Source organism: Catellatospora sichuanensis (genome assembly GCF_007483665.1).
GTDB lineage: Bacteria > Actinomycetota > Actinomycetes > Mycobacteriales > Micromonosporaceae > Catellatospora > Catellatospora sichuanensis.
This window is the reverse complement of record NZ_VIQO01000013.1, coordinates 245,928-260,348: the sequence shown is the minus strand read 5'-3', so window position 1 is coordinate 260,348 and position 14,421 is coordinate 245,928. Positions and strand designations below refer to the sequence as shown.

Below are 14,421 nucleotides of genomic sequence, written 5' to 3'. Positions count from 1 at the left end.
CGTAGCGAGGAGGAGGCATGAGCTTCTTCGAGATCTTCGGGTTCGCGTTGCGCGGCGTCGCGGCGAACAAGCTGCGGTCCGGGCTGACCGTGCTGGGCATCCTGATCGGCGTCGCGGCGGTGATCCTGCTGGTCGCGGTCGGCACCGGCTCGGCCAAGCAGGTCGAGGACAGCCTGGCCGCGCTCGGCACCAACACGCTCACCGTGCAGGGCGGCCGCGGCGGCGACACCGGCTACCGCACCGACCTGACCCTCGACATCGTCAAGGCGCTGCAGGACAAGGAGTCCGCGCCGGACGTCAAGAGCGTGTCGCCGGTGGTGACCAGCGCGCAGACGCTGACCTTCGGCGACGCGTCGTACGACGTCAACTCGGTGATCGGCACCTACCCGTCGTACTTCGCGGCGTCCAACAGCGTGGTGGCGAGCGGGTCGGGCTTCACCGAGGAGGACGTCGACCAGGCCGCGCGGGTGGTGGTGCTCGGGCCGACCACCGCCGAGGAGCTGTTCGGCACGGTGGACCCCGTCGGGCAGCGCATCGGCATCGCCGGGCAGATCTACTCGGTGATCGGGGTGCTGGCGAAGAAAGGCTCGACCGGCTTCAACGACCCCGACGACGTGGCCATCGCGCCGTTGCCCGCGGTGCAGCGCTCGCTGACCGGATACGGTCCCGTCTCGTCGATCACCATCGAGGCGGCGAGCGCGGACGCCGTGGCCGCGGCGAAGGCCGAGATCACCGCGATCCTCAACGCGAAGATGCACGTCGCGGACGGCGCGAGCAGCACGCCGTACCAGATCAGGGATGCCTCTCAGCTGCTGGAGACGCGCACCGCGACCGCCGAGACCTTCACCGTGCTGCTCGGCGCGGTCGCCGGGATCTCGCTGGTCGTGGGCGGTATCGGCATCACCAACATCATGATGGTCTCGGTGACCGAGCGGACCCGCGAGATCGGCATCCGCAAGGCCCTCGGCGCGCCGCGCCGCGTCATCCTCACCCAGTTCCTGATCGAGGCGACGCTGCTCAGCCTCGCGGGCGGCGGGCTTGGGGTGGCCGCGGCGCTGATCGGCGCGAACTTCGAGATCGTCGGTATCAAACCGGTGGTCATGCCCGACTCGGTGGCGCTGGCGCTGGGCGTCTGCGTGGCGATCGGCCTGTTCTTCGGCAGCTACCCGGCCAGCCGGGCGGCCGGCCTGCGCCCCATCGACGCCCTGCGGTACGAGTAAGGAGCCCTGACCTCTATGAAGCACGCGATCCGTACCCGGGAGTCGGACACCACCGACGTCATCCCGACCGATGCCATCTCGGCCGTGCCGATGGACGACCTCGTGGCGGGCCTGGCGAAGGCCAAACGCGGCCCGTGGCTGACCCGCAGCACGGGCGCCCTGCTGGCGCTGGTGCTGACCTGCGGCGGGTTCCTCGCCGGTGTCCAGGTCCAGCAGCGTTTCGGCACGTCCGGCACCACGGCGGCGACCGGCGGCGGGGCCACCGGCAACCGGCCGGGCGGTTTCCGCGGCAACACCGGCGCCTTCCCCGGCGGCCAGCAGGGCGGGTTACCGGTAGGGCAGCAGGGCGCCCAGCAGCCTGCCGCGCCGATCACCGGAAAGGTAAAGCTGGTCGACGGCACCACGGTCTACCTGGAGACCAGCGACGGTCGCCTGCTCACCATCAAGACCGGCGACACCACCACGGTCCAGAGCACCGACAAGATCACCCTCAAGGACCTGCCCGCCGGCACCGAGATCACCGTCCAGGGCACCACCACCGACACCACCGTCACCGCCACCACGATCACCGCCGCGGCAGGTAAGTGATCCACGGAGTTGCCTGGCACATGTGGGTATCCGGCTTCAAGATTCGCCCATCTGCCAGGCAACTCCGACGATCAAGAACCGCCCGGTCAGAGGGTGGTGGTGAGGGTCAGGCCGCCGCCGGGGCGGGGGGTGGCGGTGACGGTGCCGTGGTGGGCCTGGGCGATGGCGCGGACGATGGACAACCCGAGGCCGAGGCCGCGGGACGGGCCGCCGACGCGCTCGCGGCCGAGGCGGCGGAAGGGCAGGAAGATCGATTCCATCTCGTACGCCGGCACGACCGGCCCGCTGTTCACCACCACCAGCCGGGCCCGCCCGTCCACGGTCGTGGTCTCCACCCGCAGCCAGCCGTCGGGCACGTTGTGCCGGGCCGCGTTCTCGACCAGGTTCTGTACCAGCCGCTCCAGCAGCACCGGGTCGCCGGTGACCGGGGCCGGGTCGAGCAGGCTCGTCACGGTGGGGCCGCCCGCCGGCAGCGCCTCCAGCACGTACTCGGCGACGTCGGCCAGGTCGATCGGGGTCTGCTCGGCCACCTCCTGCTCGCTGTCGGCGAGCATGAGCAGCCCGTCGATGAGCCGCTCGTGGCGCTCGTTGACCTTCAGCAGGGCGTCGCCGAGCTGCTTGGCGTCGGCGCTCGCCTCGGGCCGGGTGATGGCCAGCTCCACCAGCGCCCGGTTCAGCGCCAGCGGCGTACGCAGCTCGTGCGACGCGTTGGCCACGAAGCGCCGCTGGCCGTCGAACGAGTGGTCGAGCCGGCTCAGCATCGCGTCGAACGTGTCGGCCAGCTGCTTGACCTCGTCCTTGGGCCCGTTCAGCGCGATCCGTTCGTGCAGGCCGCGCCCGCCCGCGCTCGTCGCGATCCGGCCCGCGGTCGCGGTGATCCGGTGCAGTGGCTGCAGCGCCCGGCCGGCGAGCACCCAGGCGACCCCGGTCGCCGCGGCCAGTACCAGGGCCAGCGCGATCCCGCCCTGGGTGATGATCGTGGTCAGGGTGGCGCTGTTGGACTCCGCGGCCTTGGTCTGCAGCAGCTCCCGCAGCGCCCGGAGGTCCCCACCGGTCTTGAGCAGGTCCGTGACGACGAGCTTGGCGTCGAACGGGTTGGCGTTCATCTGCAGCTTCACCAGGAAGTAGGTGATGGTCAGCAGGGCCAGCCCGGCGACGGTGAAGAGCACGACGTAGAGCAGGGTCAGCCGGGCGCGGATGGTCAGCCTGTTCACGGTATGCGGTACCCCACTCCGGCGACTGTCTCGATCGGCTGCGGCTCGCCGAGCTTGCGCCGCAGCTTCATCACGGTCACCCGTACCACGTTGGTGAACGGGTCGATGTGCTCGTCCCAGGCCCGTTCGAGCAGCTGCTCGGCGGAGACCACGGCGCCGTCGGCGCGCAGCAGCTCGGCCAGCACGGCGAACTCCTTGCGGGCCAGGCCGAGGTCATGGCCGTCGCGCTCCGCGGTGCGCCGGGCCGGGTCGAGGGTGATCCCGGCCCGCTGGAGCACCGCAGGGTTCTTCAGCACGGCCCGCCGGGCCAGCGCGTGCACCCGCGCCGCCAGCTCGACCATCGCGAACGGCTTGACCAGGTAGTCGTCGGCGCCCAGCGCCAGCCCGGCGACGCGCTCGCGTACGGCCGCGGCGGCGGTCAGCATCAGCACCCGGGTCTGCGGCAGCCGGTCGGCGATCTCCCGGCACAGCTCGTCGCCCGGCCGCCCCGGCAGATCACGGTCGAGGACCACCACGTCGTACGGATGCACGGCGAGCCGCTCGTGCGCGGTGTCCCCGTCGTAGGCCACGTCCACCGCGAAGGCCTCCCGCCGCAGCCACTCGGCCACGGCGTCCGCCAACACGTCCTCATCCTCCACCACCAGCACCCGCACGCAGCAATGATGCCCTCCCACCCGATAACCCCCACATAAACAAGATCACCTCCCCCGGACCCGCCCCCGCCACCCCCGCCCGCCCGCGTCGCAGTTCTTGAAGAGTCGCGGCTTCACGGCGCCCTCATGGCCGCGACTCTTCAAGACTTGCTGCAGCAAGATCAGATTCTTGGCGGGGTGAGGGGTGGTCGTGGTTACGCGGGCGATACGCGGGGGCGGGTCTGATGGCGGCATGAGGACGAGACTGATGGCCGCGGCCGCCGTGCTGGCGTGTGTGCCGGTGCTGGCGGCGTGCGGTGGCACGAAGGACGAGGGTGTGGCGACCGCGGGCGGCGCCCGGCCGGGCGCGTCGGCCTCGGCGGCCGCGCTGGACAAGCAGGAGCAGGGGCGCAAGTTCGCCGCGTGCATGCGTGAGCACGGCGTGGACATGCCCGATCCCGAGCCGGGCGACCAGATGCGGGCCGACCTCGCGAAGGTCGACAAGGACAAGCTGGCGCCCGCGATGGAGGCGTGCAAGACGCTGCTGCCCAACGGCGGCGAGGCGATCGCCCTCGACCCGCAGCAGGTGGAGCAGCTGCGGGCCCTGGCCAAGTGCATGCGCGAGAACGGTGTCGAGAACTTCCCGGAGCCCGACGACACCGGCAAGCTGCGCCTGGACGGCGCGCTCGGTGACCTGCGCACCAGCCCGGCGTTCGCGAAGGCGCTGGAGAAGTGCCGGGCGATCATGCCGAACTTCAAGGGCGGCGGTGGCAAGTGAGGGCTCGCTACCTGGTCGGCGGCGTCGCCGTGCTCGCGGTCGCCGCGGCGGCGGGGCTGGCCGTGGGCCTGCCGAAACTGTCCGGCGGTGAGGAGGCGGCCGCCGCCGGGCCGGCGGAGACGGCGACGGTGACCCGGCAGACGCTGTCGGACACCGAGACCAAGAGCGGCACCCTGGGGTACGGCACCGAGCACACCGTCGGGGCGCGCAGCGCGGGCACGGTCACCTGGCTGGCCGCGGAGAACGCGGTGATCGGCCGCGGCAAGCCCCTGTTCCGCATCGACGACCAGCCGGTGGTGCTGCTGTACGGTGCGCTGCCCGCGTACCGGCAGCTGCGCAACGGGGTCGAGGGCGCCGACGTCAAGCAGCTGGAGCAGAACCTCCAGGCGCTCGGGTACGACGGCTTCACGGTGGACCGCGAGTTCACCTCGTCGACGGCCAGTGCGGTGCGGGAGTGGCAGGAGGACCTGGGCCTGCCGGAGACGGGTGTGGTCGAGCCGGGCCGGATCGTCTTCGCGGGCGGCCAGGTGCGCGTGGACGCGCTCAGCGCGTCCGTCGGCGACCTGGTGCAGCCCGGCACGCCGATCCTGACCCGCAGCGGGGTGGACCGGGCGGTCGTGGTGGAGCTGGAGGTCGCCGACGAGCGGCTGGCCGAGGTCGGCGCGGCCGTGGAGGTCGAGCTGCCCGACGGCAAGCGGGTGCCGGGCAAGGTGGGCCGGGTGCAGACGGTCATCGCCCCCGGGGTCAACGGCGCCGACCCGACCACGAACCTGGAGGTCACCGTGTCGCTGGCGGCGAAGGAGGCGGTGCAGGGGTTCCACCAGGCCGCGGTCGACGTGGACTTCACCGCGGAGACGCGCGAAAGCGTGCTCACCGTGCCGGTGGCGGCGCTGCTGGCGCTGGCCGAGGGCGGCTACGGCGTGGAGGTCGTCGAGGGCGGCGGCAGCCGCATCGTCGCGGTGCAGACCGGGCTGTTCGCGGCCGGGCGGGTCGAGGTCAGCGGGGACGGCCTGGCCGAGGGCACGGTCGTCGGGATGCCGTCGTGACCGGCGTACCCCCGGATCTGCCGAGCGGTGCCGCCGACCTGGCGGAAGGTCGCGACGGCGGGCCACGACCGCCCGCGATGATCGAACTCACCGACGTCGCCAAGGTCTATCCGGGCGGGGTGACCGCGCTGGCCGGGGTGAGCCTGCGGATCGAACGCGGCGAGCCGGCCGCGATCGTCGGCCCGTCCGGCTCGGGCAAGTCGACGATGCTGCACATGATCGGGGCACTGGACCGGCCGACCAGCGGCCGCGTCGAGATCGACGGGTACGACCTGGCGGAGCTGTCGGACCGGCAGCTGTCGGCGCTGCGCGGCAGCCGGATCGGGTTCGTGTTCCAGCAGTTCCACCTCGCGCAGGGCATGTCCTGCGTGGACAACGTCGCGGACGGGCTGCTCTACGCCGGAGTGCCGCTCAAGGAGCGCCGGGAACGGGCGACCGCCGCACTGGACCGGGTGGGGCTGGCCCACCGGCTGGCGCACCGGCCGCACGAGCTGTCCGGCGGTGAGCGGCAGCGGGTCGCGATCGCCCGCGCCGTGGTCGGCGACCCACCGCTGCTGCTGGCCGACGAGCCCACCGGCAACCTGGACTCGCACTCCGGCGAGGTCGTGCTGGACCTGCTGCACGAGTTGAACGCGGCCGGCACCACCCTGGTCGTGATCACCCACGACCGGGAGATCGCCGCGGCCTTCCCCCGCATGATCGCCCTGCGCGACGGCGCACTCGTCGCGGAGGTCCCCGCATGACCACGCCAAGATCGTCCGACTTGCCTGGCAACCGGGCGAAAGGACGGTCAAGATACGCACAGGTGCCGGGCAAGTCGAGCGATCAAGGACGGGCCGCCGGGCTGGCGGTGCCGCGGTTGCGGTGGGCGGATCTGGTGCGGGTGGGGGCGATCGGGCTGCGTACCCGGCCGACCCGGGCACTGCTGTCCGCCCTGGGCATCGCCATCGGGATCGCGGCGATGGTCGCCGTGGTCGGCATCTCCGCCTCGTCGCGGGCGGAGCTGGACCAGACGCTGGACCGGCTCGGCACCAACCTGCTCACCGTCAGTCCGGGCAGCAACCTGTTCGGGCAGGACGCGAAGCTGCCGCTGGAGGCGGCCACGATGATCGAGCGGATCGGCCCGGTCACCGACGTGTCCGCGGTGGGCCGGATCGACACCAAGGTCTACCGCACCGACCGCATCCCCAAGGCGGAGAGCGGCAGCCTGGGCGTACGCGCCGCCGACCTCGACCTGCCCGCCACGGTCGGCGCGGAACTGGCCGACGGCACGTGGCTGAACGCGGCGACGGCACGTTACCCGGCGACGGTGCTGGGGTCGACCGCGGCGAGCCGGCTCGGGGTCACCGAGGCGGGGCCGGACCGGCAGGTGTGGCTGGGCGGCCGCTGGTTCACCGTGGTCGGCATCCTGCGGCCGGTGCCGCTGGCCGCCGAGCTGGACAGCGCCGCACTGGTCGGCTGGCCCGCGGCAGAGTCCTACCTGGACTTCGACGGGCACGCCACGACGGTGTACACCCGATCGTCGGAGTCCCAGGTGGAGGCGGTGAGCGAGGTGCTCGCGGCGACCGCGAACCCGGAGGCGCCCAACGAGGTCAAGGTGTCCCGGCCGTCGGATGCGCTCGCCGCGCAACTGGCCACCGACGAGGCGTTCACCGGCCTGCTGCTCGGGCTCGGCGCGGTGGCACTGCTGGTCGGCGGGGTCGGGGTGGCCAACACGATGGTCATCTCGGTGCTGGAGCGGCGGGCCGAGATCGGGTTGCGGCGTTCGCTCGGGGCGACCCGTGGCCAGGTGCGGGGCCAGTTCCTGACCGAGTCGCTGCTGCTGGCGGCACTGGGCGGGGTCGGCGGGGTGCTGCTGGGCGGGTTGGTGACCACGGCGTACGCCCTGCTCCAGGGCTGGCCGGGTGTCGTGCCCGCCTGGGCGACCCTCGGCGGTCTGGGTGCGACGCTGGTGATCGGCGGCTGCGCGGGCCTCTATCCGGCGATCCGCGCCTCGCGGCTGTCGCCGACGGAGGCCCTGGCCACGCCCTGACCGCAGTAGCCACCCGCCCGCGGTCCTTCCGCCCAGCACAGCCCAGGGCTGAAGTTAAGAAGGGCACCTTCTTATACGCATAGCGATAAGAAGGTGCCCTTCCTTGCCTTCGGTCAGAGGCGGGCGAGGGCCTTGCGCAGGGGGTCGAGGCCGAGGGAGCCGAGGTCGAGCGCGTCGGAGTGGAACTGCCGCAGGTCGAACGCGGCACCCTTGCGGGCCTTGGCGTCGTCGCGGGCCTGCAGCCAGATCCGCTCGCCGACCTTGTACGACGGGGCCTGTCCCGGCCAGCCGAGGTAGCGGTTGAGTTCGAAGCGCAGGGTCTCGTCGCCCACCCGGCAGTGCGCGCGGAGGAACTCCCAGCCCAGCTCGGGGGTCCACCGCTCGCCCGGGTGGAAGCCGAACGGGTTGTCCCGCGGGATCTCCAGCTCCAGGTGCATGCCGATGTCGACGATGACGCGGGCGGCCCGGAACGCCTGCCCGTCGAGCATGCCGAGCTTGTCGGCCGGGTCGGCCAGGTAACCGAGGTCGTCCATGAGCCGCTCGCTGTACAGCGCCCAGCCCTCGCCGTGACCAGAGGACCAGCTCAGCAGCCGCTGCCAGCGGTTGAGCTTCTCCGCCTGGTACGCCGCCTGGGCGACCTGCAGGTGGTGGCCCGGAGCGCCCTCGTGGTAGACCGTGGTCACCTCACGCCAGGTGGAGAAGTCGTTGACGCCCTGCGGCACGGCCCACCACATCCGGCCGGGACGGCTGAAGTCCTCGCTCGGGCCGGTGTAGTAGATGCCGCCGTCGCTGGTCGGGGCGAGGCAGCACTCGATCCGCTGGATCGCTTCGGGGATGTCGAAGTGGGCGCCGTTCAGGTCGCTGATGGCCTTCTCGGCGAGCTGCTGCATCCAGTCGCGGAACTGCTCCTTGCCCTGGATCTTGTACTTCGGGTCGGCGTCGAGCTTGGCCACGGCCTCGTCGATGGAGGCGCCGGGGCCCGCGATGACCGCCGACACGGCCCGCATCTCGGTCTCCAGCCGGTGCAGCTCCTCGAAGCCCCAGGCGTACGTCTCGTCCAGGTCGACCCGCGCCCCGAGGAAGTACTGGGAGGCCAGCTCGTAGCGCTCGCGCCCGGCGGCCTCCTTCTCCCGGCCCAGCGGGGCCAGCTCGGCGCGCAGGAACTGCCCGAACTCCCGGGTCGCCTCGTTCGCCGCCGCGGCGCCGCGGTCCAGCTCGGCGCGCAGCGCGCCGTCGGCGTCGATGCGCCGGGCCAGGCCGAAGTAGAAGTCGTCACCTTCCGTGCTGGTCCAGATGTCGCACTGCTTGGCGACCTCCTCGATCTGGCGGCGCGCGCTCACCTTGCCGGAGCGGGCGGCGTCCAGCAGGGTCTGCCGGTACTGCGTGAGGGCGGTGGGGAAGGCGTTGAGCCGGGCGGCGATGTTGGCCACCGCCTCCTCGCCGTCGACGGGCATCAGGTCGAAGGTGCCCCGCACCCCGTGCAGCGCGCTGGAGATGACGTTGAGCTCGCTGGTCACCTCGCCCGCGTCGAACCGCGCGACGTTGAGCTCCATGCGCTCGATCATTGCTTCCCTGGCGACGAACTCACGCTCGTTCTCGGGCTCGATCGTGCGCAGTTCCGCCAGCGTGCGGCGGTCCAGGTCCGCGACGGCGGCATAGCCGTCCGCGGAGAGGTCATCCAGTTTGTCGTCATAGCCGCTGATACCGACATAGGTGGCGCCGGTGGGGCTCAGCGGCGCCCACTCGTCGACATAGCGATCGGCCAGGTCATCAACTCGTCCCATGCGTGGAAACCTAGCCGACGGCGCCGCCGGGGCGCAGGCGACTCAGCCGTGGCGCGATTCGGCCGTTCGATGTCCGGAACTCGCTGGCTCCCGACCTCGCGACTCTGGCAGTGTGTCAGGGGTGACCACCGCGATTGCTCCTGACACCGCCGCGTCCGTGACCAGGTCCGCCTGGTTGCCCGCGTTCGCGGCCAACGCCGTCATCTGGGGATCGAGCTTCATCTTCATCAAGATCGGCGTACGGGAGCTGCACCCGACCTGGGTCGCCGCCGGGCGGATCGCCATCGGCGCGCTGACGCTGCTGGCGCTGCTGGTCATCGGCGGGCAACGGCTGCCGGGCGACCGCCGGCTGTGGGGGCACATGCTGCTGCCGGGCGTGGTCGGCGTGGCGCTGCCGTTCACCCTTTTCGCGTACGGCGAGGAGCGGGTCGACAGTCTGGTCGCGGGCATCTGGAACGCCACCACCGCACTGTGGGTGCTGCCGTTCGCGGTGCTGGTGTTCCGCACCGAGAAGTTCACCGCCCGGTCCGCCGGCGGCCTGCTGATCGGGTTCGCCGGAGTGCTCATCGTGCTCGGCTTCTGGCACGACGCCGGGGCGTCCTCGCTGAGCGGGCAGCTCATGTGCGGGGCGGCGGCCGCCTGCTACGGCGTGTCGATCCCGTACCTCAAGCGCTTCGTCACCGGCCGCGACTTCGGCGGCGTAAGGCCGTCCGGGGTGTCGCTGGCGTTCGCGCAGACCGCCGTCGCGACCGGGGCCTCGCTGCTCGCCGCACTGCTGATCTCCGGCATGCCGCCCGCGGTCACCGGGCTGTCCTGGCCGGTCATCGGCTCGGTGGTGGCGCTGGGCGTATTCGGCAGCGGCATCGCGTTCGCCCTGAACATGCGCGTCATCGCGGCCGCGGGCGCCTCGATGGCCGCGTTCGTCACCTACCTGGTCCCGGTGGTGGCCACCCTGCTCGGCATCCTCGTGCTGGACGAGTCCCTGCACTGGAACCAGCCCGTCGGCGCGCTGATCGTCCTGCTCGGCGTGGCCGTCGCCCAGGGCGCCCTCTCCCGCCGCCGCCTCACCTGACCCGCCGCCCCACAGCCTCCGACCATGCGGCGCGGCGCCCGCCAAGATCGTTCGACTTGCCTGGCAGTCGTGCGTATCTCGACCCCGCATTCGCCCACCTGCCTGGCAAGTCGAACGATCAAGGCCGCGGACCGGACCGCGCACGGGCCGCGGGCCGCCCAGAGGACGGGCGCGGTCAGGGCGCGTGGGTACGGGTCCAGGCCAGCAGGTCGTCGGCGGGCAGGGTGTTGACGATGCGGTCGGCGGTGATGCCGGCGGCCTCGGCGCGGGCACAGCCGTTGGGCAGCCAGCCGAGCTGCGCGACCGCATGGGCGTCGGAGTTGATCGCGAACCGCAGGCCGTCCACCTTCGCCGCCTTGCGCAGCAGGTTCGAGGGCGGGTCCAGGCGGTCCGGCCGAGAGTTGATCTCGATGGCCTTGTCGTGGCGGGCCGCCGCGGCGAACACCGCGTCCACGTCGAAGCTGCTCGGCGCGCGCCGGCGCGGTGCGCCGCCACGGGAGGCGTGCCGGGCGTCGGTGGCGACGGGGAGCTTGCGGCCGGTGCAGTGGCCCAGGATGTCCAGGTGCGGGTCGGCCAGCGCGGTGAGCAGGCGCCGGGTCATCTTGGCCCGCTCCATCCGCAGCTCGCTGTGCACCGAGCCGACCACGACGTCGAGCAGCGCCAGCAGTTCCGGGTCCTGGTCGAGGCTGCCGTCGGGGGCGATGTCGACCTCGATGCCGGTCAGCACCCGGAAACCGGTGCCCGCCAGCGCCTCGTTCACCGTCGCCACGGCGTCGAGCTGGCGGCGCAGCCGTTGCGCGGACAGCCCGTTCGCGATGGCCAGCCGGGGCGAGTGATCGGTCAGCACCAGGTAGTCGTGGCCCTGCGCGGCCGCCGCGGCGACCATCGCCTCCAGGGTGTCGCCGCCGTCGGACCAGTCGGTGTGGACATGGCAGTCCCCGCGCAGCAGCTCCCGCAGCCCACCCGATCCGGTCATCCCGCAAGGCTATCCGTCGGCCCGCAAACCCCAGGCGGGGAAGGGGATTGTCGCCGTCGGAGGGCCGCGATAAGGTCCGGCACGCCGCGTCGCGCGGTGCAAGGTCCGGCGCCGGTTCGGGCTTCCGGGCGTACGGGGAGGGACGTGTCATGACCGCAGGTATGCGTGCGCTGCTCAGCGTGCTGATGCTGATCGGCTTCTTCGTGATGATCCTGGTGGAGCTGGCCGCGACGGCGGTGCTCGGGATCTGGCTGATCAGCGTGGCGCCCGCGGCGATCGCGGTGAAGGTGACCGCGCCGCTGTTCATCGCGATCGTCGGCGGTGTCGGCTGGGCGCTGTGGCAGGCGATCCGGGTGAAGAACGAGCCCATGCCCGGCGTGGTCGTGTCGCCCGAGCAGGCCCCGCACCTGTGGGCCGAGGTGCGCCGGCTGGCCGAGGGTGTGGGCACCCGCGCCCCGGACGAGCTGCGCATCGTGCCCGAGGTCAACGCGGCCGTGTCCGAGCACGCCAAGCTGCTGGGCCTCATCCCCGGACGCCGCTACCTCTACCTGGGACTCCCGCTGCTGCAGGCGATGAGCGTCGACCAGCTGCGCGCGGTGCTCGCGCACGAGCTGGGCCACTACTCGGGCGCGCACACCCGGCTGGGTGCGGTGGCCTACCGGGGGCGCATCGCCATCGCGGGCGCGGTCGGCCGGATCGGCAAGTGGAACGTGGCGGGCTGGCCGATCCGGGGCTACGCGCGGGTCTACCTGCTGATCGACAACGCGGTGTCGCGCCGCCAGGAGCTGGAGGCCGACGCCGCCGCGGTGCGGCTGGCGGGCAAGCAGGCCGCGGTGGCGGCGCTGACCGAGGTCACCGTCATCGACATGGCGTACGACTTCTACCTGGGCCGTTATGTCGCGCCCGGAGCCGAGCTGGGCCTGCTGCCGGACAACGTGTTCGCCGGATTCGGCGACCTGCTGGCGGCGCGCGAAGAGGAGATCGCAGGCCTGCGCAAGGAGGCGGCGGAGCGCGAGACCGGCTCGCTGTGGGACACCCACCCGCCGCTGCCGGTGCGCATCGCCGCCATCAACGCGCAGCCGGAGGGTATGCCCAGCAACGACCGCCGCCGCGCCACCGACCTGATCCCCGACCTGCCCGCGGTCAGCGCCCGCCTGCACCAGCTCGCGGTGCGGGTCGACGGGCGCGAGGTGCTGCCCTGGCCGCAGTTCACCGCGCAGACCGCGACCCGGCGGCTGCAGGCGACCGCCGACAACATCTTCCGCGAGCTGGCCCGGCGCATGAACCGGCCGCTGGTGGGCCTGGCCGAGGTGCTGGACGCGCTGGCGGCGGGCCGGGCGGCCGAACTGGGTGAGGCGTTCTTCACCGACGTGACCCGCGAGGAGGCCGCGGCCCGCTTCGCCGAGCCGCTGGAGGTGCTGCTGATGCTGGCCGCGGTGCGCTCGGACCGGGCCGGCTGGCAGGCGTCGTGGACCGGTTCCGCCGACCTGGTCGACCGCGACGGCAAGCTGCTGGACCTCGCGCCGATCGCCCGGCTCGCGGTCGATCCGGCGACCACCGCGCAGGCGGTGACCAGGCTGCGCGAGCTCGGCGTCGAGATCACCGCGGCGGTCGTCGTGGAGGCCACGGCCACCGCCCGCGGCGGCGAGGTCATCGCCGGGCTGGGCAACGTCACCTTCGACGGTGGCGAGGCCGACCTGCTGGTGCTCGACAACGGCCTGATCGTCGTGCCGACCAAGGGCGACAAGAACGGAGGCACCAAGCGGATGACCGCCATGATCTCCACGACTTCGGTGACGAAGCTCGCCGAGATGCATCGCTTCCTGCCGTACGAGGAGGTCCGCGAGGTGACCATCGTCAAGCAGGTGCCGATCCGCGCCACGATCGAGCTCCACGATGGACGCAGCATCGAGCTCAAGGAATCGTGGACCGGCGAGGAGCTGCACAAGAAGAGCCGTGAGGTGCTGCACCAGGTGTTCGCACAGTACGCCGGGGAGTGAGCGCATGCCGGTGGAGCCGATGCCGACGGGAGAGTTTCGCGTGATCCAGCAACGCCAGTCCGACCCGCACCACCCCGGCGCCGAGCCGGTGCCGCCGTCCGGCGGGCTGATCGGGGCCTTCGACTACGCCGAGCACGAGCGGCCCGCCGGGCAGGCGGGTGTCGTCGCTGCCGCGCACCAGGCCGACGCGCGTGAGGCCCGCGGCTGGTCGATCGGCGACTTCCGTCTGCTCACGATGCTCGTCGGGGCGCTGATCGGGGCGGGCATCGCCTGGTCCAGCGAGAAGCACCCGATGACGTTCGTCGTGGTCGCCGCGCTGCTGGGCGCCGCGGCCGGGGAGGCGTTCGGGTTCGGCCTGTCGCGGTGGGCCGAGGTGCGCCGGTTGCACACCATCGTGAAGTGGCGGGTGTGGTTCTCCGTGGGAACCGTGCTCGTGGTCGCCGGTGCGCTGGTCTATGCGACGCCGTTCGTGCTGCGCAGCGACAGCGGCGCGGACAACCTGACCAGCCGCGGGGTCGCGCTGTCGGCCCTGGCCATCTTCGGCGGGCTCACCAGCGCGGCGACCCTCGCAGCGGTGAAGCAGGTGGTCGCGGATCCACTGCCGGGCACGCCTGGCCAGCAACTGGACGCGCTGCTGCGGCTGCGCCGGATGTGCTCGCGCATGCTGAGCCAGCTCGGCATCCTCGTGTTGCTGGTGATGGCGGTCAACGCGACCGCGATCGGCTTCGGTCCGAAGCTGGACAAGGGCGTGGTGCTCTACTCCGGCGTAGTCGCCTCGTTCGTCGTCGGCACCATGTTCGCCCCGACCGCGGCGACGCTGCGCAGGCGTGGGCAGCTCTACCTGGAGCGGCATTTCTCCCTGGGCGAGGTGCCGACCGGCGAGCTGATCGAGGCGGCGGAGAACAAGGCGAAACTGGAGAAGCTGCTCGGGCTCGACCAGACCACGTTCGGCGAGCTGAAGGCCGGTCTGGTCGTGCTCTCCCCGGTGGTCGCCGGTCTGATCGCGGTAATGATCCAGAACATCAAGTAACCCGTGACACGAGAATGGGCTCCCGCGGTCGGCGGGAGCCCATTCTCGT

12 protein-coding genes and 1 pseudogene are annotated in these 14,421 nt (G+C 72.1%); 9 read left to right on the top strand and 4 right to left on the bottom strand.

The window, feature by feature from the left end; all coding sequences use genetic code 11:
- The first annotated feature begins 17 nt into the window (after nucleotides 1–17).
- Both FLL47_RS26195 and FLL47_RS26190 read left to right on the top strand, forming a co-directional pair.
- On the top strand, nucleotides 18–1,220 hold the full coding sequence (locus FLL47_RS26195; RefSeq protein ID WP_144123216.1) for an ABC transporter permease: 1,203 nt from the start codon (nucleotides 18–20) through the stop codon (nucleotides 1,218–1,220).
- Between the two features lie 15 nt (nucleotides 1,221–1,235).
- Complete coding sequence (locus tag FLL47_RS26190; RefSeq protein WP_144123215.1) at nucleotides 1,236–1,808, top strand: hypothetical protein; 573 nt, start codon at nucleotides 1,236–1,238, stop codon at nucleotides 1,806–1,808.
- Between the two features lie 86 nt (nucleotides 1,809–1,894).
- On the opposite strand, the gene FLL47_RS26185 is transcribed toward FLL47_RS26190, so the two are convergent.
- Both FLL47_RS26185 and FLL47_RS26180 read right to left on the bottom strand, forming a co-directional pair.
- Nucleotides 1,895–3,022: a sensor histidine kinase gene (locus FLL47_RS26185; protein ID WP_144123214.1), complete on the bottom strand. Its 1,128-nt coding sequence runs from the start codon at nucleotides 3,020–3,022 to the stop codon at nucleotides 1,895–1,897.
- Complete coding sequence (locus FLL47_RS26180) at nucleotides 3,019–3,675, bottom strand: response regulator transcription factor (protein ID WP_186315913.1); 657 nt, start codon at nucleotides 3,673–3,675, stop codon at nucleotides 3,019–3,021. Before FLL47_RS26180 ends, FLL47_RS26185 begins: the two co-directional genes overlap by 4 nt.
- A 232-nt stretch (nucleotides 3,676–3,907) precedes the next feature.
- On the opposite strand from FLL47_RS26180, the gene FLL47_RS26175 reads away from it, so the two are divergent.
- From FLL47_RS26175 to FLL47_RS26160, 4 genes are all read left to right on the top strand, one after another.
- Nucleotides 3,908–4,432, top strand: a complete 525-nt coding sequence (locus FLL47_RS26175; RefSeq protein WP_144123213.1) for a hypothetical protein — start codon at nucleotides 3,908–3,910, stop codon at nucleotides 4,430–4,432.
- Nucleotides 4,429–5,478, top strand: a complete 1,050-nt coding sequence (locus tag FLL47_RS26170) for an efflux RND transporter periplasmic adaptor subunit (protein WP_144123212.1) — start codon at nucleotides 4,429–4,431, stop codon at nucleotides 5,476–5,478. The genes FLL47_RS26175 and FLL47_RS26170 overlap by 4 nt, the downstream gene beginning before the upstream one ends.
- Before the next feature lie 77 nt (nucleotides 5,479–5,555).
- On the top strand, nucleotides 5,556–6,221 hold the full coding sequence (locus FLL47_RS26165; RefSeq protein WP_144123413.1) for an ABC transporter ATP-binding protein: 666 nt from the start codon (nucleotides 5,556–5,558) through the stop codon (nucleotides 6,219–6,221).
- Between the two features lie 62 nt (nucleotides 6,222–6,283).
- A complete protein-coding gene (locus FLL47_RS26160; RefSeq protein ID WP_425457768.1) occupies nucleotides 6,284–7,510 on the top strand; it encodes an ABC transporter permease in 1,227 nt (408 codons plus the stop codon).
- 113 nt (nucleotides 7,511–7,623) lie between these two features.
- Here FLL47_RS26160 and FLL47_RS26155 read toward each other — a convergent pair whose 3' ends face one another.
- On the bottom strand, nucleotides 7,624–9,294 hold the full coding sequence (locus FLL47_RS26155; RefSeq protein ID WP_144123210.1) for a DUF885 domain-containing protein: 1,671 nt from the start codon (nucleotides 9,292–9,294) through the stop codon (nucleotides 7,624–7,626).
- 121 nt (nucleotides 9,295–9,415) lie between these two features.
- Between FLL47_RS26155 and FLL47_RS26150 the strand changes: the two genes are divergently transcribed.
- Nucleotides 9,416–10,366: a DMT family transporter gene (locus tag FLL47_RS26150; RefSeq protein ID WP_246158602.1), complete on the top strand. Its 951-nt coding sequence runs from the start codon at nucleotides 9,416–9,418 to the stop codon at nucleotides 10,364–10,366.
- A gap of 175 nt (nucleotides 10,367–10,541) precedes the next feature.
- On the opposite strand, the pseudogene FLL47_RS26145 reads toward FLL47_RS26150, so the two are convergent.
- Nucleotides 10,542–11,324: pseudogene (locus tag FLL47_RS26145) on the bottom strand (PHP domain-containing protein); the annotation flags it as partial.
- 167 nt (nucleotides 11,325–11,491) lie between these two features.
- Between FLL47_RS26145 and FLL47_RS26140 the strand changes: the two are divergent.
- Nucleotides 11,492–13,342 carry a M48 family metallopeptidase gene (locus tag FLL47_RS26140; protein ID WP_246158599.1) on the top strand — a complete coding sequence of 617 codons (1,851 nt, stop codon included), beginning with the start codon at nucleotides 11,492–11,494 and terminating at the stop codon, nucleotides 13,340–13,342.
- A 40-nt stretch (nucleotides 13,343–13,382) separates the two neighbouring features.
- Nucleotides 13,383–14,372, top strand: coding sequence for a hypothetical protein (locus tag FLL47_RS26135; protein WP_144123207.1), 990 nt, complete (start codon nucleotides 13,383–13,385; stop codon nucleotides 14,370–14,372).
- The last annotated feature ends 49 nt before the right edge of the window (nucleotides 14,373–14,421 follow it).

What these genes read in the sequence shown, in the direction of transcription:
- FLL47_RS26190 (WP_144123215.1), top strand. Translation starts at nt 1,236, where the DNA reads ATGAAGCACGCGATCCGTACCCGGGAGTCGGACACCACCGACGTCATC.
- FLL47_RS26195 (WP_144123216.1), top strand. Translation starts at nt 18, where the DNA reads ATGAGCTTCTTCGAGATCTTCGGGTTCGCGTTGCGCGGCGTCGCGGCG.
- FLL47_RS26165 (WP_144123413.1), top strand. Translation starts at nt 5,556, where the DNA reads ATGATCGAACTCACCGACGTCGCCAAGGTCTATCCGGGCGGGGTGACC.
- FLL47_RS26140 (WP_246158599.1), top strand. Translation starts at nt 11,492, where the DNA reads ATGACCGCAGGTATGCGTGCGCTGCTCAGCGTGCTGATGCTGATCGGC.
- FLL47_RS26175 (WP_144123213.1), top strand. Translation starts at nt 3,908, where the DNA reads ATGAGGACGAGACTGATGGCCGCGGCCGCCGTGCTGGCGTGTGTGCCG.
- FLL47_RS26155 (WP_144123210.1), bottom strand. Translation starts at nt 9,294, where the DNA reads ATGGGACGAGTTGATGACCTGGCCGATCGCTATGTCGACGAGTGGGCG.